The sequence below is a fragment of the Mesorhizobium sp. WSM4844 genome, assembly GCF_055811775.1.
The window spans coordinates 1-25,180 of sequence record NZ_JBVVQB010000036.1 but is presented as its reverse complement, the minus strand read 5'-3'; the positions used below and the strand labels follow the sequence as shown (position 1 = coordinate 25,180).

General features: G+C 62.9%; 26 protein-coding genes. 16 read left to right on the top strand and 10 right to left on the bottom strand.

The window, feature by feature from the left end; genetic code table 11:
• The first annotated feature begins 127 nt into the window (after positions 1-127).
• Entirely contained in the window at positions 128-331 is a 204-nt protein-coding gene (locus AC0L2A_RS24195; RefSeq protein ID WP_473610978.1) for a NepR family anti-sigma factor, read from the top strand.
• Positions 332-334: 3 nt separating this feature from the next.
• Positions 335-886: an RNA polymerase sigma factor gene (locus AC0L2A_RS24190; RefSeq protein ID WP_023797110.1), complete on the top strand. Its 552-nt coding sequence runs from the start codon at positions 335-337 to the stop codon at positions 884-886.
• 72 nt (positions 887-958) lie between these two features.
• On the opposite strand, the gene AC0L2A_RS24185 is transcribed toward AC0L2A_RS24190, so the two are convergent.
• Positions 959-1,279, bottom strand: a complete 321-nt coding sequence (locus AC0L2A_RS24185) for a response regulator (protein ID WP_473611003.1) — start codon at positions 1,277-1,279, stop codon at positions 959-961.
• A 501-nt stretch (positions 1,280-1,780) separates the two neighbouring features.
• Here AC0L2A_RS24185 and AC0L2A_RS24180 point away from each other — a divergent pair.
• Positions 1,781-2,107, top strand: a complete 327-nt coding sequence (locus AC0L2A_RS24180; protein ID WP_091593226.1) for an ElaB/YgaM/YqjD family protein — start codon at positions 1,781-1,783, stop codon at positions 2,105-2,107.
• An 11-nt stretch (positions 2,108-2,118) separates the two neighbouring features.
• Positions 2,119-2,583: a hypothetical protein gene (locus AC0L2A_RS24175; RefSeq protein ID WP_091593224.1), complete on the top strand. Its 465-nt coding sequence runs from the start codon at positions 2,119-2,121 to the stop codon at positions 2,581-2,583.
• A 108-nt stretch (positions 2,584-2,691) separates the two neighbouring features.
• On the opposite strand, the gene AC0L2A_RS24170 is transcribed toward AC0L2A_RS24175, so the two are convergent.
• Positions 2,692-4,224: a sensor histidine kinase gene (locus AC0L2A_RS24170; RefSeq protein WP_091593222.1), complete on the bottom strand. Its 1,533-nt coding sequence runs from the start codon at positions 4,222-4,224 to the stop codon at positions 2,692-2,694.
• A 182-nt stretch (positions 4,225-4,406) separates the two neighbouring features.
• Between AC0L2A_RS24170 and AC0L2A_RS24165 the strand changes: the two genes are divergently transcribed.
• Positions 4,407-4,607 carry a hypothetical protein gene (locus AC0L2A_RS24165; RefSeq protein WP_023797117.1) on the top strand — a complete coding sequence of 67 codons (201 nt, stop codon included), beginning with the start codon at positions 4,407-4,409 and terminating at the stop codon, positions 4,605-4,607.
• A 29-nt stretch (positions 4,608-4,636) separates the two neighbouring features.
• Here AC0L2A_RS24165 and AC0L2A_RS24160 read toward each other — a convergent pair whose 3' ends face one another.
• Entirely contained in the window at positions 4,637-5,557 is a 921-nt protein-coding gene (locus tag AC0L2A_RS24160; RefSeq protein WP_473610977.1) for a diacylglycerol/lipid kinase family protein, read from the bottom strand.
• A 292-nt stretch (positions 5,558-5,849) separates the two neighbouring features.
• Between AC0L2A_RS24160 and AC0L2A_RS24155 the strand changes: the two genes are divergently transcribed.
• The gene (locus AC0L2A_RS24155; RefSeq protein WP_473610975.1) at positions 5,850-7,304 is read left to right on the top strand and encodes a PRC-barrel domain-containing protein; all 1,455 of its coding nucleotides are present in this window, start codon (positions 5,850-5,852) and stop codon (positions 7,302-7,304) included.
• Between the two features lie 49 nt (positions 7,305-7,353).
• Here the strand turns inward: AC0L2A_RS24155 and AC0L2A_RS24150 are convergent, their stop codons facing one another.
• A complete protein-coding gene (locus AC0L2A_RS24150; protein WP_473610974.1) occupies positions 7,354-8,934 on the bottom strand; it encodes an alkaline phosphatase family protein in 1,581 nt (526 codons plus the stop codon).
• Between the two features lie 232 nt (positions 8,935-9,166).
• Between AC0L2A_RS24150 and AC0L2A_RS24145 the strand changes: the two genes are divergently transcribed.
• The 6 genes from AC0L2A_RS24145 to AC0L2A_RS24120 all read left to right on the top strand — a co-directional run bounded on the left by AC0L2A_RS24145 (position 9,167) and on the right by AC0L2A_RS24120 (position 14,434).
• Positions 9,167-10,099 carry a VOC family protein gene (locus tag AC0L2A_RS24145; RefSeq protein WP_473610973.1) on the top strand — a complete coding sequence of 311 codons (933 nt, stop codon included), beginning with the start codon at positions 9,167-9,169 and terminating at the stop codon, positions 10,097-10,099.
• A 9-nt stretch (positions 10,100-10,108) separates the two neighbouring features.
• The gene (locus tag AC0L2A_RS24140; protein ID WP_473493779.1) at positions 10,109-10,732 is read left to right on the top strand and encodes an alpha/beta hydrolase; all 624 of its coding nucleotides are present in this window, start codon (positions 10,109-10,111) and stop codon (positions 10,730-10,732) included.
• A 3-nt stretch (positions 10,733-10,735) separates the two neighbouring features.
• The gene (locus AC0L2A_RS24135; protein WP_023797123.1) at positions 10,736-11,035 is read left to right on the top strand and encodes a GNAT family N-acetyltransferase; all 300 of its coding nucleotides are present in this window, start codon (positions 10,736-10,738) and stop codon (positions 11,033-11,035) included.
• Between the two features lie 245 nt (positions 11,036-11,280).
• Positions 11,281-12,339, top strand: coding sequence for a dipeptidase (locus AC0L2A_RS24130; RefSeq protein ID WP_473610971.1), 1,059 nt, complete (start codon positions 11,281-11,283; stop codon positions 12,337-12,339).
• 132 nt (positions 12,340-12,471) lie between these two features.
• Positions 12,472-13,758, top strand: coding sequence for a flavin monoamine oxidase family protein (locus tag AC0L2A_RS24125; RefSeq protein ID WP_473515456.1), 1,287 nt, complete (start codon positions 12,472-12,474; stop codon positions 13,756-13,758).
• Between the two features lie 265 nt (positions 13,759-14,023).
• A complete protein-coding gene (locus tag AC0L2A_RS24120) occupies positions 14,024-14,434 on the top strand; it encodes a hypothetical protein (RefSeq protein ID WP_091593207.1) in 411 nt (136 codons plus the stop codon).
• 130 nt (positions 14,435-14,564) lie between these two features.
• Here the strand turns inward: AC0L2A_RS24120 and AC0L2A_RS24115 are convergent, their stop codons facing one another.
• Both AC0L2A_RS24115 and AC0L2A_RS24110 read right to left on the bottom strand, forming a co-directional pair.
• On the bottom strand, positions 14,565-16,649 hold the full coding sequence (locus tag AC0L2A_RS24115; protein ID WP_473610970.1) for a GAF domain-containing sensor histidine kinase: 2,085 nt from the start codon (positions 16,647-16,649) through the stop codon (positions 14,565-14,567).
• Positions 16,650-16,715: 66 nt separating this feature from the next.
• Positions 16,716-17,498 carry a response regulator gene (locus AC0L2A_RS24110; protein WP_473512176.1) on the bottom strand — a complete coding sequence of 261 codons (783 nt, stop codon included), beginning with the start codon at positions 17,496-17,498 and terminating at the stop codon, positions 16,716-16,718.
• Between the two features lie 46 nt (positions 17,499-17,544).
• Here AC0L2A_RS24110 and AC0L2A_RS24105 point away from each other — a divergent pair, with 46 nt between their 5' ends.
• Positions 17,545-18,231: a winged helix-turn-helix domain-containing protein gene (locus AC0L2A_RS24105; RefSeq protein WP_473610969.1), complete on the top strand. Its 687-nt coding sequence runs from the start codon at positions 17,545-17,547 to the stop codon at positions 18,229-18,231.
• 30 nt (positions 18,232-18,261) lie between these two features.
• On the opposite strand, the gene AC0L2A_RS24100 is transcribed toward AC0L2A_RS24105, so the two are convergent.
• Both AC0L2A_RS24100 and AC0L2A_RS24095 read right to left on the bottom strand, forming a co-directional pair.
• Complete coding sequence (locus AC0L2A_RS24100; RefSeq protein ID WP_473515453.1) at positions 18,262-18,429, bottom strand: hypothetical protein; 168 nt, start codon at positions 18,427-18,429, stop codon at positions 18,262-18,264.
• 23 nt (positions 18,430-18,452) lie between these two features.
• Entirely contained in the window at positions 18,453-18,752 is a 300-nt protein-coding gene (locus AC0L2A_RS24095) for a hypothetical protein (protein ID WP_473515452.1), read from the bottom strand.
• A gap of 322 nt (positions 18,753-19,074) precedes the next feature.
• Between AC0L2A_RS24095 and AC0L2A_RS24090 the strand changes: the two genes are divergently transcribed.
• Positions 19,075-19,560: a L,D-transpeptidase gene (locus AC0L2A_RS24090; RefSeq protein ID WP_473610967.1), complete on the top strand. Its 486-nt coding sequence runs from the start codon at positions 19,075-19,077 to the stop codon at positions 19,558-19,560.
• A gap of 84 nt (positions 19,561-19,644) precedes the next feature.
• Here AC0L2A_RS24090 and AC0L2A_RS24085 read toward each other — a convergent pair whose 3' ends face one another.
• Together AC0L2A_RS24085 and AC0L2A_RS24080 are read right to left on the bottom strand one after the other, a co-directional pair.
• A complete protein-coding gene (locus tag AC0L2A_RS24085) occupies positions 19,645-22,728 on the bottom strand; it encodes an efflux RND transporter permease subunit (protein WP_473610966.1) in 3,084 nt (1,027 codons plus the stop codon).
• A complete protein-coding gene (locus AC0L2A_RS24080) occupies positions 22,725-23,978 on the bottom strand; it encodes an efflux RND transporter periplasmic adaptor subunit (RefSeq protein WP_473610964.1) in 1,254 nt (417 codons plus the stop codon). Before AC0L2A_RS24080 ends, AC0L2A_RS24085 begins: the two co-directional genes overlap by 4 nt.
• Before the next feature lie 151 nt (positions 23,979-24,129).
• On the opposite strand from AC0L2A_RS24080, the gene AC0L2A_RS24075 reads away from it, so the two are divergent.
• Together AC0L2A_RS24075 and AC0L2A_RS24070 are read left to right on the top strand one after the other, a co-directional pair.
• Positions 24,130-24,666 (top strand): TetR/AcrR family transcriptional regulator, encoded by a 537-nt coding sequence (locus AC0L2A_RS24075; protein WP_091593200.1) that lies wholly within the window; start codon positions 24,130-24,132, stop codon positions 24,664-24,666.
• Between the two features lie 148 nt (positions 24,667-24,814).
• Positions 24,815-25,030, top strand: a complete 216-nt coding sequence (locus AC0L2A_RS24070) for a hypothetical protein (RefSeq protein ID WP_473515448.1) — start codon at positions 24,815-24,817, stop codon at positions 25,028-25,030.
• The last annotated feature ends 150 nt before the right edge of the window (positions 25,031-25,180 follow it).

Sequence of the window (25,180 nt, the reverse complement as noted above, 5' to 3'; positions counted from 1 at the left end):
GGGCTTGGAACTAATGTACGCCGAAGGCGTTTGAGATCGGGACGGGCAACCAGACGAGGGGGCCGCCTGCTTTGCGTCGCGTATTGAAGGGCGGCAGGGTACTGGGAACAAAGGGCGAAATGACGACATGAGGAAAGACAACACGGCTGGCGCTGCAACGAACCGGCGCCGGGCTGCTTCCGGCGACCCGCTCGGGCCAAACTCGGAAATCGGCCGCAAACTCAAACAATATTACGACGAGCTGGTCTCCGATAGCGTGCCGGATCGTTTCGCACAATTGCTCAGACAGTTGGAACAGGCCCAACCTGCACCTGCACGGAAAAAGGATTGAGGCATGGCGGCCGTGTCCCAGAGCTTCAAGACGGATTTGCTCGCCTCGATTCCGAGCCTGCGGGCCTTTGCCGTGTCGTTGACGCAAAACGCCGACAAGGCCGACGATCTGGTGCAGGAGACGCTGGTGAAGGCGTGGGACAAGCATGAGAGCTTCGAGCCGGGCACCAATCTCAAGGCATGGCTGTTCACCATCCTGCGCAACGAATTCTATTCGCAGATGCGCAAGCGCGGCCGCGAGGTGCAGGATAGCGACGGCATCATGACCGCCAGACTAGCCGTCCATCCGGCCCAGCACGGCCAGCTCGACCTCAAGGACTTTCGGAGCGCGCTCGAGCAATTGCCAGAGGACCAGCGCGAAGCCATCATTCTCATCGGCGCGTCGGGCTTTTCCTACGAGGAAGCCGCCGAAATTTGCGGCTGTGCGGTCGGAACGATCAAGAGCCGCGTCAGCCGCGCCCGCACGCGGCTGCAGGAAATCCTGAAGATTTCCGGCGACGACGAGTTTGGCCCGGATGCGATCTCGGCTCAGGTGACGGGGTCGAACGCCGCCTGAATACGCACCACCGGTAATGTGGGACCCTGTAATTAATGTCGGGCCCGGTAATCGGGCTCCGGTTTGCGGACATCAAACAACAGGGCCGCGCCCACACGCCGCCGCCACTGCCTGCACGAGATCGTCTCCCGAATAAGGCTTGGTGACCAATCTGACATCCGGAAAGGACACCCTGATTTCGTCCATGTCGGAATAGCCCGAGGCGAAGACGAAAGGCACACCCGATTCGCGCAGCCGCGAAGCGAAATCGAGTGTCGAAGCGCCGCCCAGCATGAGATCGACGATGGCAGCGTCGAATTGCGAGGCAACGCTCTTCCGATCGATCTCAGCCAGATCGCGGGCGACGATCACATCGCCGGCGCCATAGTCGCGGCAAAGCTGCTCGACATCCATGGCGATCAGGAATTCATCCTCCAGAACAAGAATCCGCAATCCGTCAAGCAAGGGTGGCACGTGGCAATGTCTCCGTGGAGCGCAGGGAACAGGGAGCGCAAGGGATAGAGGAGTCATGATCTCTATTTGGCTTCCTGTCATTTAAAGTTATTTCGCATCCTGTCATTTAAAAAAGGCATGCCGCCGCAGATGTCGGAACCTCGTCGCCTGCAGGGCGTTCGCTACCGCCTTCCGCAAGCGGGCCCGCTTCGAAGAGGGAATGAAATGTCTGGCCAGAACGGCCGTTCCTTGTTCGCCCGCCGGTATTCGGGTGAGAACTGCCCAGAACTCGCCCGCTGGGAAGGGTTGAGCGAAGGTCGCCGACCGCTGATCTGAGCGGCTGCCGGAGACGTGCCGGGCTGGACTCGGCTGCGCAAAAACCCTTTCATGGCAGTTGTTCCGATTTCGGAACCTTGGGGTGGGTCGAACGTTTCGACCCGAGCAAACGCAAGGAGTCAAGCAATGGCGACTGCCGCAGGAAAGTCCCCGAACGAAAGCCGGCCGAATTCGGACCTTGAAGAAGACATCAGGCAGCTGAAAGTCGACATTCAGAAACTCACCGAACAGCTGGCCGAGACCGGCCAACACGGTTACGGGGCTGCTCGTCGGGTTGCTGCGGAAGGGGTCGAGCAATTGCGCGCCCAAGGCGAAGCAGCCTTTGAAAATATGCGCAGCAACGCCAAGGATATCGAAGCTCAAGTGGTGGCGAGCGTGCGCGAAAAGCCGGTGACGTCGCTGGCAATTGCGGCAGGCGTCGGCTTTCTGTTTGCGCTTCTCGCACGCCGCTAGTCTCAGCCCAGATGGGAATGCTGGCATCGTTGATCTCGGCTCTTGCCTCGGGTGAAGTCGTTGCAGCCGTGCGCCGCGCGCGCACGGCTGCGATCGTCTATGCGCTCGCAGCACTTGCCGCACTGTGCGGCCTCGGTTTCCTCGTCGGAGCGGCCTATGTCTGGGTGGCGGGTCGCTATGGGCCGATGGCAGCCTGCCTTGGTTTCGGGGTCGGCTTCCTGCTGATCGCAGGGCTCCTCCTGCTCATCCATCAGCTGTCGGCTGGCGCGCGCGCCCGACGCCGGGCGCGGAGGCGCAATGCCGATATGAAGGCGGTCGGCATCACGGCAGCGCTCGCCGTGCTGCCGGCGCTACTCAAGGGGAAAGGCGGCTTGGGCACGATACTCGCCCCGGCGATTGCACTCGCCGCCTACGCAATCTACCGCGAGAACACAAAGCCCGATGCCGACGATCCGGATGCCGGCGAAGCGAAATAGCTCGAAGTGGTTCTTCTTCGGGTTGGCATCGTGTTGGCAATGATCCGAAAAACCGGGTTCCACTTTTCGCTGACATGGACCTTTGGTTCGAGATCCATGGTCGAGCCGTCACTTCGGCAGATCCTCCAGCGGCATCGATATTTCGGCGAATACGCCTTCCGGCCGGAATTCGTGGGTCACTTCACTGGAGATGACCTTGGCCAGGCTGCGGCGGATCAGGATCGAGCCGAAGCCGTGGCGTTCGGGCGAGGCAACTTCAGGCCCGCCGCTTTCGCGCCAGGTCAGGACCAGGCGCCGAGCGCCTTTCCTAACCTGTGCCTTCCAGTCGAGATCGACCTTGCCCGAGGCCGCCGACAGCGCTCCGTGTTGCAGCGCGTTGCTGGCCAGTTCATGCAGGATCAGGCCAAGCCCGACTGCCTGGTCAGGCGAAAGCAGCAGATCGGCGCCTGAGATCGTCATGCGCGGCTGATCGGCGGTGTCGAACGGCTTGACCTCGATCTGCACGAGTTCGCGGATGCCAATGCCGCGCCACTCGCGGTCGGACAGCAGGCTGTGGGCGGCGCCCAGCGCCTGAAGCCTGGCGCTGAAGGCGTCGAGGAAATCCCTCGGCTGGCGGGCATGGCGAACTGTCTGCGTCGCCAGCGCCTGGACGGTGGCCAGCGTGTTCTTGACGCGATGGTTCAGCTCGCGCAGCAACAGCCGCTGCCGCTCATCGCCGAGCTTGCGTTCGGTGATGTCGTAGTTGACGCCGAAGATCAGCGTCGGCTTGCCGTCGCCGTCACGCTCGATGACCCGGCCGCGCGTAGCGAGCCAGCGCGGGGGGCTGAGGCCCTTCACGCGGTATTCGCCAAAATAATCGTCGCCGCCGCTCAGCACGTCGCGAAAGCGCGTCTCGGTCTGGTAGGCGTCACGCGGGTCGATGGCGGCGAGGATATCGCGTGCTCTCAGCCGGGTCGAGCGCGGCAGGTCGAACAGCTCGGACAATCGGGCATCGCATTCGATCATATCGCTATGGATATCCCATGCCCAGCTCGCGAGCGATGCGGCATCGAGCGCAATGCCGCGCCGCTTTTCCTCGCGCGCCAGTGCCGCAGCGGCGCTGGCGGCGTTGCGGGTGGCGTCCTTCAATGCGAACAGGCTGGCAGCGAGGCTGGCGAGCGCCGTCAATTGTTCGAGCTGCGCGGCAGACGGCGACCCGCGCGGCCTCCGGTCGAGCACGCAGAGCGTGCCGATCCGGGCGCCGGCCACCACAATCGCCGCACCCGCATAGAAACGGAAATGATGCTCGCCAGTGACCAGCGGGCTGGCGTTGAAGCGTGAATCCATGGTCGCATCCGTCACCACCATCGGCTGGTCGCCGGCAGCAATGGTGTGGGCGCAGAAGGATGTATCGGTCGCGGCCTCGGTCTCGTCCAGGCCGACACAGGACTTGAACCACTGCCGCTCGACATCGACGACCGTCACCAGCGCGACAGGTGTTTGCATCACCGCGGCGGCGAGCCCACTGATAGTGTCGAAGTCAGGATCGGCCGCCGTGTCGATTGCATCGAGATCATGGAGCACGGCAAGCCGATCCTGCGCCGTTACCACGCTAAGGACATCGACCGGCAGATTCGGCTTTGTCACTACCCTGCTATCCACAAGTCCCCCAGATGCATCGGCTTGCAGCCATCCGCGCTGGGCCCAGTTGCCGGGCCCTGAAACCGGAACCTTCGCCCTGAGGAACCGTTACCCAACCACATTTTGCCAGCCGCGCCGCCAGCCGCCAACCGACATGCCAGCGCCAAACGAAATGCCAGCGCCAACCGAAATGGAGGCCGATCATGCCCAAGATCGTTCCTGAAGACAAAGCCCGGCAGGGACGCTGGGGGTGGCACACTTTCCGTATCTTGATCGCTGCGCTGCTTTTGGCGTTTATCGCCTGGGGCATCGCCGAGATCTACGGCAACATGATAGACCGGACGCCGACAACCGAACAGGGCGAGCTTCCCAGGAACGAGCAGGGCGAGATTCCCAGAGGCTGAAGCCTTCCGATCGACTGTGCCGGGATGCATCACGCTGCCCTCGCTTGGACGGCGCGCGCCGGGACGAGAACGTTCAGCGCACCAGGATGAATTTCGATCGTCGTTTCGCGGTCAAGCCTGACCAGTTCGCCATCCATGACGGCGCGAAATTTCTTCGCAGCCGAGTGGAGTTTCAAAACGGCCCGGTCAGCCTGGTGGATCTCCACATGCTCGCTGTCGCGCCATTTGCCGCGCGCCATGTCGAAGACGACCCTGACCAGTTCGCCACGCCGCCGCGCCACCGTGACATAGATGCCGAGCACGCCGCCGGCGGGATTGTCGGCATAGGGCAGATGACCCTCACCGAACAGATTGTTGGTGATGCCGATGCCAGTGGTGCGCGTCACGATCTCGGCCTCGCCGATGGTCAGCGTCACCTTCATCGCCGAAGGGTTGTTGATCGCCGCCCAGGCAGCCTTTGCCGAGGCCCGCATCTTTCCCAACCGCGAGCCATACTCCATGGCTTGGCGAAGCTGGACCATCCTGGCATGCATGCCGATCGAGAATTGATGCACGAATGGCTTGCCGTTGGCGGTTGCCATATCGACTGCAATAACCTCACCGTCGGCAAAGGATTTCACGGCCGCGTCAAGGGTTTGTGGAATGCCGAGCCCGCGCGCGAACAGGTTCATCGTGCCAGCCGGTAAAATGGCAAGCGCTTTCTTGCTGCCCATCACCCGAGCCGCCGCGGCCGAAATGGTGCCGTCGCCGCCACCGGCCAGCACAATGTCGACACTATGCCTGGAAGCGATGCGGTCCAGCGTTGCGACAATGTCCCTGCCGGCAACGATTTCGATATCGATGCGGTGGCCTGCGGCCTCCAATGTCTGGCGCATTCGGTCGGTGAAGGCGGAGAGATCAACCGTTCGCAGGGTGCCGCCCTCCTGGTTCAGCACCGCCGCAAATCGCATTCCCCCGCTCCGATTTTTCTTGGCTACCATTGGATAATCATCGGCCGTAACAGACCGAGCCATGGGCCGAAACGGGGCGGTTGAAAAAAAGTTCCGCAGCTCTAACGAAAATACAGGAGCCAATCTCACCCGGCCAAACGCATAATTGAGCGCGATTCGGGTGGTTTTTGCAGAACGCTCGCCATGGTGTCGGAACAACCGCGCGGTCACGACGTTGTGAATGTGTAACGCCGCGACCAATCTCCACCGGCGGCTTGTGGCGTGAAGAAATAACGCACGAGGAGAGATTACGATGATCCGCACCCTTTTATCCACCACCGCACTGGCAGCGTTGATTGCGACTGGTGCGTATGCGCAGGAAGCCACAACACCGGCGCCTACCCAGGACCCGGCGGTCCAGGAGACCGCTCCGGCGGCTCCCGTTGCGCGGGCCGAGGGCAGCCTGATGACCAATATCATTGGTGAATCCGTCTATAACGGCACCGGCGACGATGCCGAGAACATCGGTGAGGTCAGTGATGTCGTCTTCGATGAAAACGGTCAGGCGAAATCCGTCGTCATCGGCGTCGGCGGCTTTCTTGGCGTTGGCGCCAAGAATGTCGCTTTCGACTACAACAAGCTGCAATGGGCCGAACGGGGTGGCGACCGCTGGCTGATTGCCGAAACCACAAAGGATGAGCTGACGGCTCAGCCGGACTTCGACCGCACGCCATACGATCCGGCTCCTGCGGCCACCGACACCACGGCTACGGCTCCTCCAGCCCCTTCTGGCTCGACCGACACCACCGCACAGAACGCTCCGGCGGCTCCGGCCGAACCGGCTCCGGCCGAACCCATGAAGCACGCTGACGGGAACCTTGCCACCAACATCATCGGTGAAACCGTTTACAACGGCACCGGCGACGATGCACAAAACATCGGCGACGTGAACGACATCGTCCTGGCCAAGGATGGCAAGGCCGAGTCGCTGATCATTGGCGTCGGCGGCTTCCTTGAGGTTGGCGAAAAGAATGTCGCCTATCAGTTCGACAAGGCCAAGTGGGCGGAGAGGGATGGCGATCGCTGGCTGGTGGCCGAGACCACGAAGGAAGACCTGGAGGCGTTGCCGGAGTTCGACCGCAGGCCTTATGATCCCGCCCCGGCGACAACCGCATCGACTGACGCGGCGACGCCGGCGCCAGTGACCACCACCCCTGCTGTCACTCCAGCCCCGGCGGAGAAGACCGCGGAAGCTCCGGCGGCAACGCCTGAACCCGCTGCTCCGGCACCGGCAGACAAGACGGCCGAGGCCCCGGCGGCAATGCCTGACACCACTGCTCCGGCACCGGCGGACAAGACGGCCGAGGCTCCGGCTGCAGCAACGCCTGACGCAACCCCCGACCAGACGCAGACCGCGGCGATCGACAAGTCGGCGCTGACCGAAATGCCGGTCGACAAAATCCGCTCCGAGGACCTGGTTGGAACCACCGTCTATGGCGCCAACGATGTCAACCTCGGTGAGATTGGTGACGTCGTGCTGACGGGCGACAAGAAGGTCGACGCCGTCATCATCGACGTCGGCGGTTTCCTCGGGGTTGGCGAGAAGGAAGTGGCAATCGGCATGGAAAACCTGAAATTCATGACCGACAAGGATGGCAAACGCTATCTTTACACGAACTTCACCAAGGAGCAGCTCGAGGCGCAGGCCCCCTATGACAAGGCCACATATACGCAAAACCGCGACACCCAGCGCATGATCATGCGCTAGCTTGCGCCAACGACGAAAAAGACCCGCGCCGGCAACGGCGCGGGTCTTTTCATGACTGGAAAGGTGGCAGGCCTGCGACGTGGCCGGCAACCCCATCCTCGGTCAGTTCGGCAAGCGCCAGCGATTGATCGAGATGTTCGGCCCGCCAGGCAAGCAGCCTTTCGGCAAGCTCCAGCCGGACCGGCAGATAGGCCGGATCGGCAGCGACATTGGTCAGTTCGTCCCGATCCTTCTCCAGGTCGAACAGCAGCGGCGGCAGGCCGCCGCCGAAATGTACATATTTGAATTGTTTCGTGCGGATGACGGCCAGATTGCACTGGCGCGGACCGATGCCGAAATGGCGCTCGGCATCACTGTCGGCAACCGAGCGGAAATCGAACTCCCAATGCGCGGCCTCGCGCCAGTTGCCCGGCTCCCCGGCATCCAGGAACGGCTTCAGCGATTGTCCGTCGAGATGCGGCGGGAATACCTCGCCAAGCAGATCGAGCAATGTCGGCGCTATGTCGACCGCTTCGGTGAAGCGGTCGACGCTGGCGCCGGCCGCCTTGCGGCGACGCGGGTCGCGGATGATCAGCGGAATATGAAAACTGCCGTCGAAGAAGCCGCCCTTGCCCAGCATGAAATGGTCGCCCATCATCTCGGCATGGTCAGAGGTCAGCACGATGATGGTGTCGTCCCAGGCATCCGCCGCCTTGACCGCCTGCCAGATGCGGCCAAGCTGCGCGTCGACTTCCGAGATCATGCCGTAATAAAGCGCGCGGATGCGGCCAAAATTGCCGTCGCCCCAATCGCGCACCTTGCCCTCGGCGCCGGGGCGGAAATTTGCCCGCTGCTGCTGGTCAAGTTCATAGGCGAGGTAGGGGTGGCTCTGCGCCTCGGCCTGCCAGTTCGCGGCGCGGCGGAAGGCTGTTCCGTCGGCAGGGCCATACATGCTGTTGTAAGGCTCCGGCACGATGAAGGGCGGATGCGGGCTGAGGAAGGAAAGATGCGCGAACCACGGTGTACCGCGCTCCTGTTCGCCAAGCCAGCGGACGAATTCGCCGGTCAGGAAGGCGGCTGGGGTCTCGTCCTTCGAGTAGACGGGCGGTGAGGTGGTCACTGCGCCGTCCGTCGTGGCACCAACGATTTCGTCCGCTGGGCGATGGATATCGGGAAAACCGGCGCTGCTATCGATACCGCGCGTCTTGAGCCATGACAGCCACGGTTTCTGGTGCTCCGGCAGGAGTTGGCGCACGGTGAAGCCGGGCAGCACGCCTTCATAGCTTTTCAGCCGCGGGTCGCCTGGCGTCAGCGTGCGCGGATCGGGCGACACGTCGGTATAGCCGAACAGCGTCGGATCATAGCCGAGACTGCGTGCCGAGAGCGCGATGTTGCCATGGCGGGCGTCGAGCGGCGTGCCGTTGCGGCAGACGCGGTTGTTCATCTGGTAAAGGCCGGTGTAGAGGCAGGCGCGTGCCGGCGAGCAGGGCGCCGCCCCGCCAAAGTGCTGTCGAAACAGCACACCCTCGGCGGCGAGCGCGTCGGCATTCGGCGTTCGCACCACCTTGTGGCCTGCCGCCGACAGGCAGTCGCCGCGCCACTGGTCGCAGGTGATCAGGAGAACATTCGGGCGTCTGTCTTTTCTGACCAATGCGGGTGTCCTTCATTGAAAACCTGTCGCGAATACCTGCCGATCACGGGAGCCGAATTTTTGTTGCGACACAAGCCTCAGGTGTTCGCAAAATGGTGAACAAAAGTCGCTTTATTGTTCACTTATAGAGCACAGTCTATTCTGTGTTTGCGGCCTTTGCCGCCGGCTGGCGGCTCCTCATATTGGCGTGGACCGCGGCATGGGCCGCACAGGACAAGGAAGGAGCAGGAAAATGCTCAACCAGATCAGGGGTCTGCATCACGTCACCTCGATGGCCAGGGATGCGCGCCAGAACAACGAGTTCTTCACAAAAAAGCTCGGCCTGCGCCGGGTCAAGAAAACCGTCAATTTCGACGCGCCGGATGTCTACCATCTCTACTATGCCGACGAGCTCGGCACGCCCGGTTCGGTGATGACCTACTTTCCGTTCCCCAACATCGGCAAGGGCCGCCACGGCGTTGGCGAGGTCGGCACCACGGTCTATTCGGTGCCCGAAGGCACGCTTGCCTATTGGGAAAAGCGTTTTGCCGATGAGGGCGTCGCCGGGCTGTCGCGCGAAGAGAGCTTCGGCGACAAGCGCCTTGGCTTCGCCGGTCCCGATGGCGACGGGTTTGCGCTGGTCGAGGACAAGGCCGACACCCGTGCGCCATGGGCGAAGGGCGATGTTCCGTCCGACGAGGCGATCCGCGGCTTTCACTCGGTGTCGCTCAGGCTCAGGGATGGCGGCGCCACGGAAGAGCTGCTGAAATTCATGGGCTATGAGGAAGTCGACACGTCCGGAACTGTAAAAAGGCTGGCGCTGAAGGACGGCAACGGCGCCGACATCGTCGATATCGAATCGCTGCCGGGCGCCGCTTTTGCCGATCTCGGCGCCGGCTCGGTCCACCACGTCGCCTTCGCTGTCGAAAACCGCGCCAAGCAGCTCGAAGTGCGCAAGGCGCTGATCGACACCGGTTACCAGGTGACGCCGGTGATCGACCGCGATTATTTCTGGGCGATCTATTTCCGCACGCCGGGCGGCGTGCTGTTCGAAGTCGCCACCAACGAGCCGGGCTTCGACCGCGACGAGGACGCAGCCCATCTCGGCGAGGCGCTGAAGCTGCCGTCGCAGCACCAGCATCTGAGGCCATATCTCGAGCAACATCTGCAAAAGCTGGAAGACTGAGGATAAGTCATGAGCAAGGACGCTTACACCTACAAGACACTGCCGGGTTCGCCTGATGGATCGCTGCTCTTCGTCTTCCACGGCACCGGGGCCGACGAGAACCAGCTTCTGTCGCTCGGGCGTGATCTCGCGCCGCAGGCGACCATCGTTTCGCCGCGCGGCGATGTCTCGGAAGACGGTGCTGCGCGCTTCTTTCGCCGCACCGGCGAGGGCGTCTACGACATGGACGACCTGGCGCGGGCGACGGACAAGATGATTGGCTTCGTCAAGGCGCATATCGAGGCGGCAAAGCCCGCGTCGGTGCTTGGCCTCGGCTATTCCAACGGCGCCAACATCCTGGCCTCGGTGATGTTCGCGGCGCCCTCTCTGTTCGATGCGGCGGTGCTGATGCATCCGCTGATTCCATTCGAACCGGAGGTGAAGGGCAGCTTGGCCGGCCGCCGCATCCTGGTCACAGCAGGCAGGCGCGATCCGATCTGTCCGCCCAACCTGACGTCGCGGCTGGAAGCCCATTTGCGCGCCGATGGCGCCGATGTCACAGTGGAGTGGCACGACGGCGGCCATGAGGTGCAGTCGAACGAGATCGAGGCGGCGCGGCGGTTCCTGTCCGCTACGCCGGCAGAAGGAGCGTAAGCAATGCCTGACCAATTGCCGGAGGTCGAACTGGAGGATCGCGGTTCCAAGGGCCGTTATCTCCTGCGCGGGCCTGACGGCGCCGAGGCGGAGATGACTTTTACCAAGGTCGGCGAGCACCAGATCATCATCGACCACACCGAAGTGCCGGATGCGTTTCGCGGCCAGGGCGCAGGACTCAGGCTCGTAACCCGCGCCGTCGAGGACGCGCGCGCGGCGGGCAAGAAGATCATTCCGCTCTGCCCGTTCGCCAACGCCCAGTTCCGGCGTCACCAGGAATGGGCCGACGTGCTGAAGCAATAGTCGGTCGTGGCTCCCCCTTCTCCCCTTGTGGGAGAAGGTGGCCGCGAAGCGGCCGGATGAGGGGTGTTCCAGCTTGGCACCAACAGCACTCCGTGCAGCACCCCTCAACCGTCTTGGCGCTACGCGCCAATCCACCTTCTCCCACAAGGGGAGAAGGCAAGACCGCGCTCGACTTGCCTAGTGGGTATTGCCTTGCCTAAGTAGGATATTGCCCGCCCGACCAATCGAACCGAAATGATCCCTTGATGACCGAAACCGATCTTGTTCCCGTTTTCGACGGCCACAACGACACGCTGCTCAGGCTCTATCAGTCGAAAGACGCGGATGTCGAAAAGCTGTTCATCGAGGGAACATCGGGTGGCCACATCGACCTGCCGCGTGCGAAACAGGGCGGCTTTGCCGGCGGCATGTTCGCAATCTTTCCGCCGCCGGTCGAGAAATCCAAGCGCGGTGCGGTTCCTCCCGCGCCAAGCGATATCGAGCCCTTGCCGCCCGAAATTCCGCGCGCCGACGCGCTTGCTTCCACCATCGCCATGGCCTCGATCCTGTTCAGGCTGGAACGAGCGTCGGCGCTCACCGTCTGCCGCAGCGCCGGCGATGTGCGAAACGCGATGGCGCAAGGGTCGATCGCAGCGGTGTTCCATATCGAAGGCGTCGAGGCGATCGACCCCGAACTGACCATGCTCGACGTGCTGCATGCGGCCGGCTTGCGCTCGCTCGGCATCGTCTGGAGCCGCCCGAACGCTTTCGGCCATGGCGTGCCGTTCCGGTTCCCGTCGACGCCCGACACCGGACCTGGCCTGACCGATGCCGGCAAGGCGCTGGTCAAGGCCTGCAACCAGCTCGGCATCATGGTCGATCTTTCGCACCTCAACGAGAAGGGGTTTCGCGACGTCGCCGAGATCAGCGACGCACCACTGGTCGCGACCCATTCCAATGTCCATGCGATCTGCGGCCATTCGCGTAACCTCACCGAATGGCAGCTCGGCGCGATCCGCGACTCGGGCGGCATGGTCGGGCTGAATTTCGCGACCGGGTTTTTGCGCGAAGACGGCAGGATGAATGCCGATACCAGTCTCGACGTAATGGTGCGCCATGTCGATTCACTGCTGCAGGCTTTGGGCGAAGACGGCGTCGGGCTCGGGTCCGACTTCGACGGCGCCATGATCCCGGCTGTGGTCGGCGACGTCACCGGCCTGCCGAAGCTGCTCGACGCGTTCGCCGCGCGCGGCTTCGGTCGCGCGCTGATCGAGAAGATCGCCTACCGCAACTGGATAAGCATGCTGGAAAAGACCATTGGCTAAAGCGGGTCGCCCGGCGGAGCAGCCAGCAACCTGCAATTCGATCGAGCGGGGTTTGATGATCTCGACAGGACCGTTGTCTCCGAAGCACAAGCCGCGGATGATAGCGGACTTCGAGACCTTCAGGGCCGGCTCTTGAAGCGCCAGACCGTGCGAACCGATGTCGCCATCGTCGGCGCCGGCTTTACCGGCCTGTCAGCCGCGCATGAATTGAGCAAGGCCGGCATCGATCTTGCGCTGCTCGAGGCGCGCGGCCGCGTCGGCGGGCGGGTCGAGTCCCAGTGGAACGGGCTTGGCGAGCGGATCGACAGCGGCGGTCAGTTCCTGTGCGAGGACATGCCGGAACTGATGGCCCTGGTGCGAACGCGCGGCAAGACGTTGGTCGAGACCTATGCTAAGGGCGAGTTCGTTGCCCAGCCGCTGACCGGCGCAAAGCAAGTCGAGCGAATCTACCACGCCTCGATGTCGATCCGCGACCGCATGAACGCGATCGCACCGGGCGATCCGGCTATCGCCGGCTTGACCGTCGCCGCATGGCTCGATCGCCAGAACGATCCCGGCGAGGCCAAGGCGGCTTTCCGCTCGATGATCGAGGGCTTGTGGTGCCAAGCGCTCGAAAAACTGCCGCTTTGGCACCTCATCGACAATGACCGGCGTATCACCAACGAGGTGTCGGAACTGCAGTATTTCGTGCTCGAAACCATGCAGTCTCTGGCGGATGATCTGGCTGGCGATCTCGGCGACCGCCTGCGATTGAACACGCCGGTCAGAACGATCGACCGCAGACCGGGAGGCGTTCGTCTCGCGTCGAGGACGGGCTCGATCACGGCTCGAATAGCGCTGATCGCCATGCCGCCGATGATGGCTTCGAAGCTGGACTTCGCGCCGCCGCTGCCGACTGTCTTGCAAAAGGCTCTCGGCGTCTGGCAAAGCGGCGCGGTGATCAAAATACAGCTGCGCTATGCCACCGCCTTTTGGCGCGCCAAGGGCCTGAGCGGCATGGTGATGTGGCGCGATCCGCCGGCACTTTTTGCCTGTGACGTCAGCAAGGATTGTGGCCACCCTGCCTTGGTCGTCTTCGTCGGCGGGCCGCTTGCCCTCCGCTGGCGGGAACTGGGAGATGCCGCGTTGCGCACCGAGGTTATGGCGCGGCTGAGGCAGGCGCTCGGCACGGACGCGGACGACTTCATCGACTTCAGCTGTCGCGACTGGACCGACGATCGCTGGAGCGGTGGCGGCTACGCCGATCTCATCATCGATACGAGCGCCACCGAGGCCGAAAAAACCATCCTGGCCGGCGCGCCGCCGGTGTATTTCGCATCCTCGGAATTGTCGCCGTCGTTTCCGGGCTATGTCGAAGGCGCAATCGTGGCTGGGCGCATTGCGGCACAGAAAATCCTGAGGGAATTTAATCCGCAGTAATCACCAGCGCCTCATCGTCGCAGGCGGGGGCGTCTCAAGGTGACGACCGGACGTCGCCGGGCCAGAGCGGCGGCGCGATTTGATCCCGTGAACACGCATCTGGACGAAAACAGTTCGGCAACGAACGCCATCGCCCCTGCATGACCGCCCGCCGAATTCCCGTTTCAAAGCTGTTACACGGTCAGTTTGCGTGCGTCGTTCGTACGTTACAGGGTGCGGCTATGTTCGTTTCCACAGAAAAAGAAGATCGACGAAGGGAAGCACGATGTATACGAAAATCCGGACTGCCGGCAATGACCGCCGCCTGCAGGCGCCGGAGCGCAACGACCGGCGGCCGAAGCTGGCGCTGCGCCAGCGCGCCAACGACCATCCGATGGCGCTGTTCGTGGTGCTGGGCGCCGCCGCATTCGTCGGCATGGCGTTCGCGCCGACGGTTGGTCCCGCCTTTGCTTCGCTGAACCCGCCGGCAAACATCGTCAAGGGCGCGCCGACCACGACCAAGACCGCGCGGCTGCCGATGCCGGAGATCGATTTTGTCTGCAAGGGGCAGGCCTGGGGCGCCGAGAGTGCGGACTGCCTGCGCGTCATTGCCGAGCAATCCGGCATTCACAAGGCCCGCGCGGTTCGCGTGATCGCCAATGCCGCGCCGCTGACCGATATCCCGAACGTTTTTTGATGCCCGAGCGACCCCTCCAGCGCTCCAGGCAGGCTCCCGCCGCATCCTCGGCCGGGAGTCTTTTTTCTCTGGAAAGCCCTTTGTTGAGCATCGGATTTTTTCAAAAATCGATTTCCACCGGTCCGAAGTCCTAGCTGCCCAATGCGGCCTGCTCGGCGATGGCCGACAGCACCCCGCGCACGTCCAGCGTGCTGAACGGCTTTTCCAGGATCTGCGGCCGCTGCGGCGCCGGCAATGCCTCGATTTCGGCTTTCGCGCCGATCAGGTCGCCGGTGACCAGAACGAAGCGCCGCGCCAGATCAGGCTTTTCGGCGAGCAGTTCGCGATAGATCGATATGCCGCTGGTGCCGGGCATGCGCAGATCGGAAAAGACGATGTCCGGCGACATATGGCCCGACAAGGTCGCGGCGGCCGACGCCCAGGCCGGCACGATCCGCGACTTGATGCCCATCAACTCCAGAATGTCGGACAGCGAGGCGGCGACATCCGGCTCGTCGTCGATGATCAGGGCATGGCGCAATCCGCTCGAGCGCGACGGGCTTTCGCCGGCGGCGGCCGCGCCGCCGGCGATCGCCGGCAACTGAACGACGAAACGGGCGCCTCTCGGCAGAACTTCCTCGAACCAGACATTGCCATTGTGCCGTTCGATGATCGATTTCGAGATCGACAGGCCGATGCCGGTGCCGACGCCGACCGGCTTGGTGGTGAAATACGACTCGAAGATGCGAGAACGTATCGCTTCCGGCACGCCCGGCCCGTTGTCCTCGACCGAGAAACAGGGATTGCCGCGATCGCTGCGAAACGTGCGAACCTTGATCAGCCGGTCGCCGCCGATGCCGGCCAGAGCGTGCTGGCTGTTGATGAGGAAGTTGGCGGCCACTTGCGTCACATGGTCGGCGTCGGCCATGGCCAGCAGCGGGCCGCTGGCGAAATCGGTGTCGATAATGATGCCGGTCGACCTGGCGCCGTAGGCGGTCACTTCGAGCGCCGCGCGGACCACCTGGTTGAGGTCAGTCTCGGCCTGCGACGCCGGATGCAGGCGGACCATCGAGAGGAAGCTCTTGACGATGCGGCCGCAGCGCTCTGCGGCGGCGCGCACCTTTTCGGCGCGCACCTTGGTCTGCGGGTCTGAAGCGAACTCGTGCAACAAAGTCGATTGGGCGACGACCACGGCAAGCGGGTTGTTGAGCTCGTGTGACACGCCGGCAAGCAGCGAGCCCATCGCCGCCATCTTCTCGTTCTGGTGCAGCTTTTCGCGCTGGCGGCCGATCTCCTCCTCGGCACGCAATTTGTCGCGGAGGTCGCGGATCGAGCCGAAGATCAGGCGGCGGTCGGCGACCCGCATCTCGGTTGCCGTCAATTCGATCGGAAAGACCTCGCCGGCAGCGTTCTGGGTGACGGTCTCGATCCGCTGCCCGACCATCGGCGCGCCGCGGCCCGACATGTATTCGGCGCCCGACACATAGCCCTTGCGATAATAGTCCGGAACGACGGTGTCGAGCAGGTCCTTGCCGAGGATGGTGCTGCGCTGGTAGCCGAACATCTTTTCGGCGGCCGGATTGAATTCGATGATCGAGCCGGTCTCGTCGATGACGATGATGGCGTCGAGCGAGGCCTGCAGCATGGTGCGGCGGATGACTTCGCTGGCGTGGGCATCGGAAAGCGATCGTTCGATGGCGTCGCCGATGGCCAGCGCCACGATGTGCAGCGTTGCCTCTTCCTCGTTGGTCCATTCGCGCTCGTTCACGCAGTCGTTGACCGCCAGCGTGCCCCACAGATGGCCATGCGCAAAGACCGACACCGACAGGAACGACTTGATGTGCTGCTTTTCGAAGTCGGTTCTCAGAAAGCCTTCGAGGTTGCGCGTGTGTCCCGCGAAGATCTTGCCTTGCCGCTCGTCCTCCGCCAACCGTTCCAGCAGTGGGTCCGAATTGACAACCGACTGCATGATCACCGTCGGCGATGCCAACTCGCCACCATATCGGGGGTCGATCCAGTAGGCCGCCACCGATTGGGCAAAGCCTTGGCCGGGCAGCTCGCGCAGCCGAAACAGGATGCCGCGCTGGCAATCCATGGCCCCGCACAGCGTTTCAAGGATGCTGCCCATGTCGCGCTGCCAGTCGCCAGCTTCGTGAAGCCGGCGAACGATGTGAACAGCGGCCATCGCCGTGCCCTGCCTGACGCCGTGCCTATCGCTGCGTGCTTCAGCCGTCATGGTCAACCGTCATGGGGTCAGCCGTCATTTCACAGTCGTGCCACCGAGAGTGGTTGGTCGCGCCGCTCAGTTGCCTTCGCCGGTCGGCAGCGAGAAGATATAGCCTTCGCCGCGGACTGTGCGCAGGAATTTCGGATTGGCCGGGTCCGCCTCGATCTTCTTCCTCAGCCGCATGATGCGGATATCGACCGCGCGTGAGGAGTCAGGATCTTCCACGAAGCCGATCGCCTCGGAGATCGCCGCACGCGTCAGCAAGCGGTTGGCACGCGTCAGGAAGACCTCCAGCACGTCGAACTCGCTCTTGGCCAGGTCGATGACCGTCCCATTGGCGCCGGTGACGAACCGACCGTCGAGATCGGCATGGAAAGGGCCGAAGCTCATGGAACGGCGGTTGTTGGCAGTTGTTTCGGCCTTGGCGGCCTGCGGCTCGGCCGGCGGCGGCACGCGGCGCAGCACGCTGCGGACCCGAGCCAGCACCTCGCGCAATTCGTAAGGCTTGACAATGTAGTCGTCGGCGCCGAGTTCCAGCCCGACGATGCGGTCGAGCGCGGTGCCGGCGGCAGTGGCATAAATGATGCCGATCGGCGTTTTCGAGCGCATCCAGCGGCCAAGCGACAGGCCGTCCTCGCCCGGCATGGCGATGTCGAGGATGGCCAGTTGAAACGACTGCGTTTCCAGCAAGGTTCGAGCAGCGCTGGCGCTCTCGGCCGTAGCGACATCGTAGCCGCTGGCGCCGAGATACTCGGCGACCGCGTCCCTCAGATCCGGCTCGTCCTCGACGACGACAATTCGTGCCCGCACTATGTTTTCGCTCCCGCTTTCAGCGGAAAGTAGATTGGGTATAAACATCATGTCCAGCACTCATCTTGGGTTGCCGGTTGCAGGGTGGAAAAAAATGGCTGCACGATCCATCATCGCGCTTGTTTCCGTCGCCGAAGTGGTCGCGACCGATCTCGCCGACCATCTCGAACGGCGCGGTCATGACGTGCGCGCAGTGCGGCAGCCGTGGGAGGCCGAATCCTTGCTTTCCGGAAACGGCATCGATGTCGTCGTCGTCGGCGACAGCCTCAGCCAGGCGGAAGGGCGTGATATGCTCAAGCGCCATGGCGGCGAGGGCGGGCCGGATTTCATCTTGATCTGCCCGCCGGCCGATCTCGTCGACAAGGTGCTGGCGCTCGAGCTCGGCGCCGCCGACGTCGTCGAGAGCCCGCTCAACGTCAGGGAACTCGCCGCCCGTATCGGCGGCTTGCTGGCACGGCGCGGCCGGAACGCCGGGGAATTGGTCGTGCTGGAGAACGCGACGGTCGACCTCCGGTCGGCCATGGTCATGCATCGCTCCGGCACGGAAGAACAATTGTCGCCGGGCCAGGTGGCGCTGCTCAGATTGTTCCTGGCCAGTCCGCGCAAGGTCTTGACGCGCGACGACATCATTGCCGCCGCGCCAGCCGAAAATGCCGATGCCTTCGATCGCTCGATCGATTCGCGCATTGTGCGACTGCGCCGCAAGCTCGACACCGAAACCATCACCACCATAAGGGGTGCGGGCTACCGGTTCGACCCGCCGACGCAGTTCGCCGACTGAGGCTGGGGCTCTCACCGCAGGCCCAGGCGTTCAGCGCACCACGAGAAGAGATGGACCTGACGGCATTTCGCTGGCCGCGACGAATTCACTCGCATGGGCACGATCCCTGAGAAGCACGGTGGCGAGGCCGGCAAAGCCGAGCAGGCCCTGTGCGTAGAGCAGTGCGGAAAGCACCGAAGCTGCAAATTTCGCGTCCATCGTTTTCGTCCCCAAATTTGGTTTCAGGTTCGCTTCAGGGAAAACCCCGAAGTGCCCGCGCCGCCTGCGGAGCCCCCCGTCGCGGCGCGGGCCTTCGGTCCTCTCGGCTGCAAGTTGCCGGAGGTGCCGCGCATCTTCTTCAGCCCAAAACCGACCCGCCAGAGGGCCTTGAGCCGGTTATGCGCAGGCTGGACACGATCCAGACCGTGGCGAAAACAGTGCGGCATGCAAATCAACGCTGCTTCTATGCTTATCCTGAACCAGGAGATCACGTTCGATTGCATGTTCATCTTGGTTTGTGCCGGCTGTTTTCGTTGGGTCAACTTTGCCGGTGGCCTGTATCAACATCATGCCGCTCGAGTCCGCGCTTTGTTGCCGATTGGTTTCGAGCTTTCTTTCATGTGAGGGAAGACCGCGCTTCCGCCAGGAGATGGCAGTAGCTTTTCCGGTCTGGGCTCGACCGGGCAGACCGTCCTGTTCTTGCTTTCACCCTTGCAAACGCCTCGGAATGGGCCTGCGGCCGTTAACCAGAGGAAACAGATTCGAAACAGAAAAATCCGCCGTGCGAAATCAATTCGAAACGTGACCCGACGACAAGCCAGTCATCGAATTGGAGCCGGCCATGCCCGGCAGACAGGGGACAACATGCACACGGCCATTTCCGCCAAGCTCATCAACATCGCCGCCGCCGTCACCGCGGGCGCGGCTCTTTTGTTCGGCGCCGGCAACGGCGTCGCCGATGCCGCCAATGGGGCCGCCAATCGGGCCGCCAATCAGATCGTGGCGCGGATTTCGCTCTCGCAGCAGACGATGGAAGTCCTCGTCGACGGGCGGCCGACCTTCGCGTGGAAAGTCTCGACCGGCGGCAAGGGGCATGTCACCCCGATCGGCTCGTTCAAGCCGACCCGCATGCACCAGATGTGGTATTCGAGGAAGTATGACAACGCGCCGATGCCGCATTCGGTCTTCTTCAAGGGTGGCTACGCCGTGCATGCGACCAATTTCGTCAAGCGCTTGGGACAGCCGGCCTCGCATGGCTGCGTGCGGCTGCATCCGGACAATGCCGCCGACTTCTACCAGCTTGTCGATATTTTCGGCCCGGCCAACACCAGGATCCTCATCGTCAAATAGAAAGCTAGACGATCCGCTTCCAAATACGTTGCGGTAGGACATTTCTGCCCAAGAAAAAGGCCGGAAATTCCGGCCTTTTGTCAATCAATCAACCGGCGCCGGCATCAGCTTCGGGTCCGGCTTCTCGGCGTGATGCGGCAGGTCCTTGCTGGCGATGAAGGTGTAGAACATCGGCACCACGAACAGGGTGAACATGGTTCCCACCAGAATGCCGGTGAAGATCACCAGGCCCATCGAATAGCGCGCCGCCGCACCCGCGCCGCTGGAGATGATCAGCGGCACCACCCCGAGCGCCATCGCCGCGGTCGTCATCAGGATCGGCCTCAGCCGCACCCTGGCCGAGGCGACGATCGCATCGCGCCGCCGCATCCCGTGCAGCTCGCGCTGCTGGTTGGCGAATTCGACCAGAAGAATGCCGTGCTTGGTGATCAGGCCGATCAGCGTGATCAGCCCGACCTGCGTGTAGATGTTGAGCGTTCCCAGCCCCAGATTGAGCGGCACGATTGCGCCGAAGATCGACAGCGGCACCGACATCATGATGATCAACGGATCGCGGAAGCTTTCGAACTGCGCCGCCAGCACCAGATAGATGACGAGAACGGCTGCCGCGAAGGCGATGATGATCGTGTAGCCCTGTTCCTTCTCCTGTCGCGACTGCCCGGTATAGTCGATGAAGAACGTGTCGGGCAGGCTTTCCCGGGCGATGTCCTCGATGGTCCTCAGCCCGTCGCCGGTGGTCAGGGTGGGCAATGGCAGAGCGGAAATCGTGGCGGAGTTCAACTGGTTGAACTGCTCGATCACGGCCGGCGAGGCGTTCGTCGAGATCTTCACCACTGCCGAGAGCGGCACCATCTCGCCCGACGCGCTGCGGACGAAATACTCGGCCAGCTTTTCAGGGTTGTCGCGGAAGTTCTGCGGCACCTGAGGGATGATGTCGTAGCTGTTGGATTCGCGGTCGAACTGCGCCACTTCGGCACCGCCGACCAAAAGGGTCAGCGTCCGGCCGATGTCGGCGATCGGCAGGTTGAGCGCCGCGGCGCGGTCGCGGTCGATCGTCACCGTCACTTGCGGTGCGTCAAAGGACATCGAATTCTGCACTGCGAGGAATCGACCGGAGGCCTGCGCCTTGTTCTTGATGTCCTCGGCCGCCTCGAACACCTGCGAGGCATCGCCGGTCGAGCGCACCACCATCGTGACCGGCAGGCCGCCGCCGGAGCCGGGCAGCGTCGGTGGGGCGAAGACGAAAGCCTCGACGCCCGCCACCTTGGTAAGGCGACCCGTGATGTCTTCCTGAAGCTCCTTCGAGCTGCGCTCGCGCTCGGCCCAGTCCTTGAATGCGAAGCCGACGAAGGCGCTGTTCGTCGGGCCCCCGAAGGCGACGGCGGAGAACCGCGCCCTGGTTTCGGGGATATCGTTCATCAGCCCGAGAATCTGGTTCACATAGGTCTCGGTATAGTCCGACGTCGCGTAGCGCGGCGCGTTCACAAGAGACAGCAAGAAGCCCTGGTCTTCTTCCGGCGCCAGTTCGCTGGCGGTCTTGGTGAACATGAAGCCGGTCGTGGCGACCAGTGCGATGACGATCATCAGCGTCACCGGACGATATTTTAGCGAGCCGCTGACCAGCCGCTCATAGACGTTTTCGACGCGCCTGAACGTGTTGTCGACAATACGCTGGAAGCGGCTGTGCGAGCCGGCCCTCAGGATGCGTGCTGACATCATCGGCGTGACGGTGAGGGCAACGACACCCGAAAGCACCACCGAGCCGGCAAGCGTTACCGCGAATTCGCGAAACAGTGCGCCGGTCAGGCCGCCGGTGAAGGCCAGCGGCGCGAACACGGCGGCCAGCGTTATCGTCATGGCGATGACGGCGGACGAGATCTCCCGCATGCCGTTGAAGGCCGCCTGCATCGGCGACAAGCCGTCTTCCTCCATATGGCGGTGAATGTTTTCCACCACCACGATGGCATCGTCGACGACGAGGCCGATCGCCAGCACCATGGCCAGCAACGACAAGAGGTTGATCGAATAGCCTAGCGAAAACAGCAGGAAACAGACGCCGATCAGCGACAGCGGAATGGTCACGATCGGCATCAGCACCGAGCGGAACGAGCCGAGGAAGAGCAGGATGACGACGATGACGATAGCGACCGCTTCGCCGATGGTCTTGAACACTTCCTCGATCGAGGCGCTGATCTGCTCGGTCGAATCGTAGACGATCTCGATCGTCATGCCTTGCGGCAGCGTCTCCTGGATCGTCGGCACGATTTCGTGGATGGCCTCCGCTGTCGTCAGCGGATTGGCGGCCGGCGTCGGGAAGATGGCGAGAAAGATGCCGGGCTTGCCGTTGAAAGTAACCCTGGTGTCGGTGTTCGCCGCGGCGAGCTCGACGCGCGCCACGTCGCGCAGCCTCACCACATTGCCGTCTGTGGAACGAAGCGGAAGAGCGGCGAAAGCCTCCGGCGTCTGCAGCGTCGAGCGGACGGTGATCGAGGAGGCGACGTACTCGTTTTCGGTATTGCCGGGTGCCGACAGGAAATTCGATGCGTTGATGGCGGTCAGCACGTCCGACGCCGTCACGCCGCGCGCCGCCAGTTTGATCGGGTCGATCCAGACGCGCATCGAATATTCGGCGGCCCCGAAAATCTGCACGTCGGCGACACCCTCGACCGTCGACATGCGCGGCCGCACGACGCGCTCGATATATTCGGTGAGTTGTTCCGGCGTCATGTTCGGATTCTGCATCGAGATATACATCATCGCGAACTGCTCGCCGGTGCCTTTGACGATCACCGGGTCTTCGGACTCGTCCGGCAGGTCGCCGCGCACGCTTTGTACCTTCGACAGGACTTCGTTCAGCGCGACGTCGGGATTGGAGCCGAGTTTCATCTGCACCGTCACGGTGCTGGAGGACGGCCGGCTTGCCGACGTGACATAGTCGATGTTTTCGGTCGAAGCGACGGCACGGGCGATCGGCGCGGAAATGAACCCCTGGATCAGGTCGGCGCTGGCGCCGGGATAGGCTGTGGTGATCGTGATGGCCGTTTCTTCGACCTCCGGATACTGCCGGATCGAGAGGCTGAAGATGCCCTGGAAACCCAGAAGCAGGATCATCAAGGCGAGCACGGTCGAAAGGACCGGACGGCGAATGAAGATGTCGGAGAAGCTCATTTCTGGGCTGCCTGCTGGTTTGCCGGCTTGGTCGGATCGATGGTGTTGTCGACGGCAACGGACATGCCGTTGGAAAGGCGGTTCTGGCCGGCGGTAACGACTTCGTCGCCGGGGGCGATGCCTTCCAGGATCTCAACCAGGCCGGCGTTGCGGCGGCCTGGCTTGACGAACACCTGGGCGAGCACGAGCTGCGGCTTCTGTTCTCCCGCCGTCGGTTCGGCCGGCGCAGCAGCTGGTTTTTCCTCGGGTTTTGCCGCGGACGCTTCGGCCGCGGGGTCCGTGGCCGGCTTTTCTTCCGGCTCCGCAGCGGCAGGGGCGGCGCCGTTGGCCGCGGCTGGCTTTGCCGGACGCACCACGTAGACGAAATCACCGTAGAGGCTGGAGGTCAGCGCGGTCTGCGGCACCGTCAGCACGTTGTTTTCCTCGGGCAGTTCGACGCGCACCTGCACGAACTGGCCAGGCGTCAGCTTGCCTTCGGGGTTGGCGACCTCGGCCCTGACCGTCACCATCCGGCTGGTCGGATTGATCTTCGGGTCGATACCGCGGATGGTGCCGGCGAACGGAAGCTCGCCGTCGCCAATGCCCAGCCGCAGCGTCTGGCCGATCTTCAGCAGCGGAAGCTGCTGTTCGGGAACCGAGAAATCGGCTCGCATCGTCTCCAGATCCTGCAGGGTGGCTACGGAAGTGCCGGGTGAGAGATACTGGCCGAGATCGATCCTGGGGATACCAATGGTGCCGCTGAAGGGCGCTGTCAGCAGCTTCTGCTCGAGCACCGCCTGCAGCCTGTTGACCCGCGAAGCGGAAGCCAATGCGGCTGCCCGCGCTGAATCGAGCGTCGATTCCGAGCCGACATCGCGTTTCTGCAATTCAAGGGCGCGTGTCAACGCCGTCTGGTCGAGCGCTGCTTGCGCCTTCGTCGCATCGAGATCGGCGCGCTCTGCGGCATCGTCGAGCTGAAGCAGACCCGCGTTGGCTTCAACCTTCTGATTGGCCTGAAACAGGATGTCCTTGACGATGCCGGCGGTCTCGACGGTCAGGTCGACGCCGCGGACCGCACTGACAGTGCCGATCGCCTCGACGCCCGGCGTCCACCCCGTCGGCTTGACGGTCATCGTCGACACGGTCGCCGCCGGCGGCTTCATCGTGGCGAAGAATTCCTGCATTGCATTGTCGCGGAACAAGTTGAAGCCGACGATGCCGCCGCAGACCACCACGAGCAGAATGAAGGCGATGATGAAACGCTTGATCACGAACAGTCCCCTTGGCCATGGCCCGGCACAACAGTCGGATGACCCAAACACATAGCTGTGACTGGTCCCGATATCAAATGACGGCGACCTTACTGTACCGTCTGGACGGTCTTGTCAATTCCGCGTAGGCTAATGTATGGGGGAGCGATTGATGAAAGCCCGCAGAGCAAATTCGCGTGATAAAATTCTCGCCGCCGCCGCCGATGTGGCACGCGAGACAGGACCCGGCAGCCTGTCGCTGGACGCCGTCGCCAGCCGGGCCGGGGTGTCGAAAGGCGGCTTGCTGTACAATTTCCCGACCAAGGCGAAGCTGATGCAGGCGCTGGTTGAGGATTATCTGCGCGCCTTCGAGCAGGCGCTGGACGCCGCCCGCACTGCCGGCGTCGCGGGCGAGAGCCCGCTTGCAACCTACATCAAGCTTTCGGCCGAACATGCCGCGGAATCGAAACCGTCGGCTTCCTGGATATTTTCGGCGATCGCCGAGGATCCCGATTTCCTGACGCCGATAAAAGCGTTCAGGCGGCAGGTTTTCGAACGGCTCAAGGGAGAAACGCCGGACCTCAAGGCGCTGCTGGTCTGCTACCTCGCCATCGAAGGACTTCGCAGCATGAATCTCTTCGATTCGGATGTTCTTTCGGTCGACGAACGCCGGTTGCTGATATCGTCCTTGTTGGAGATTGCGGGATAGATTGCCGCGCAGGAGTGCCGTTCAGGGAACCTTTGTCCGCCTCGCGATTTTGGATGTATGGTGAGAAGCCGAACGGCCAGAAAGGCATTCCCCGATGACAACAAAACGTTTTGCGATCCGCGCTCTCGTTTTCGCAATGGGGTGCAGCATGTCTGCCGCGGCCTTGGCTGGAGATCGCGATGATCAGCCTGACCGTGATCGCTACGTCCCCGCCGAAGGCAACATCATCGACATTCTGTTCGGCGGCCCGCGCTACTATGATCGGCAGTTGTTCACGACAGCCGCAGGAGCCTGCTCCTACCACAGGGTCGGACCCGACGCGAATGCCTTGAACAAGATCAACGATCACCATTGCGGGAAGTAGGCGGCCGGCTGCGGCGCCCGCCAGCGCAGTCGGGCGATGCAGCGGCGCAGAATGAAGACTGTAGCGATCCTTGGCGCCCCCCTCTGTCCTGCCGGACATCTCCCCCACACGGGGGGAGATTGGCAGCTTCACCGACAACGCCCTTTCTTT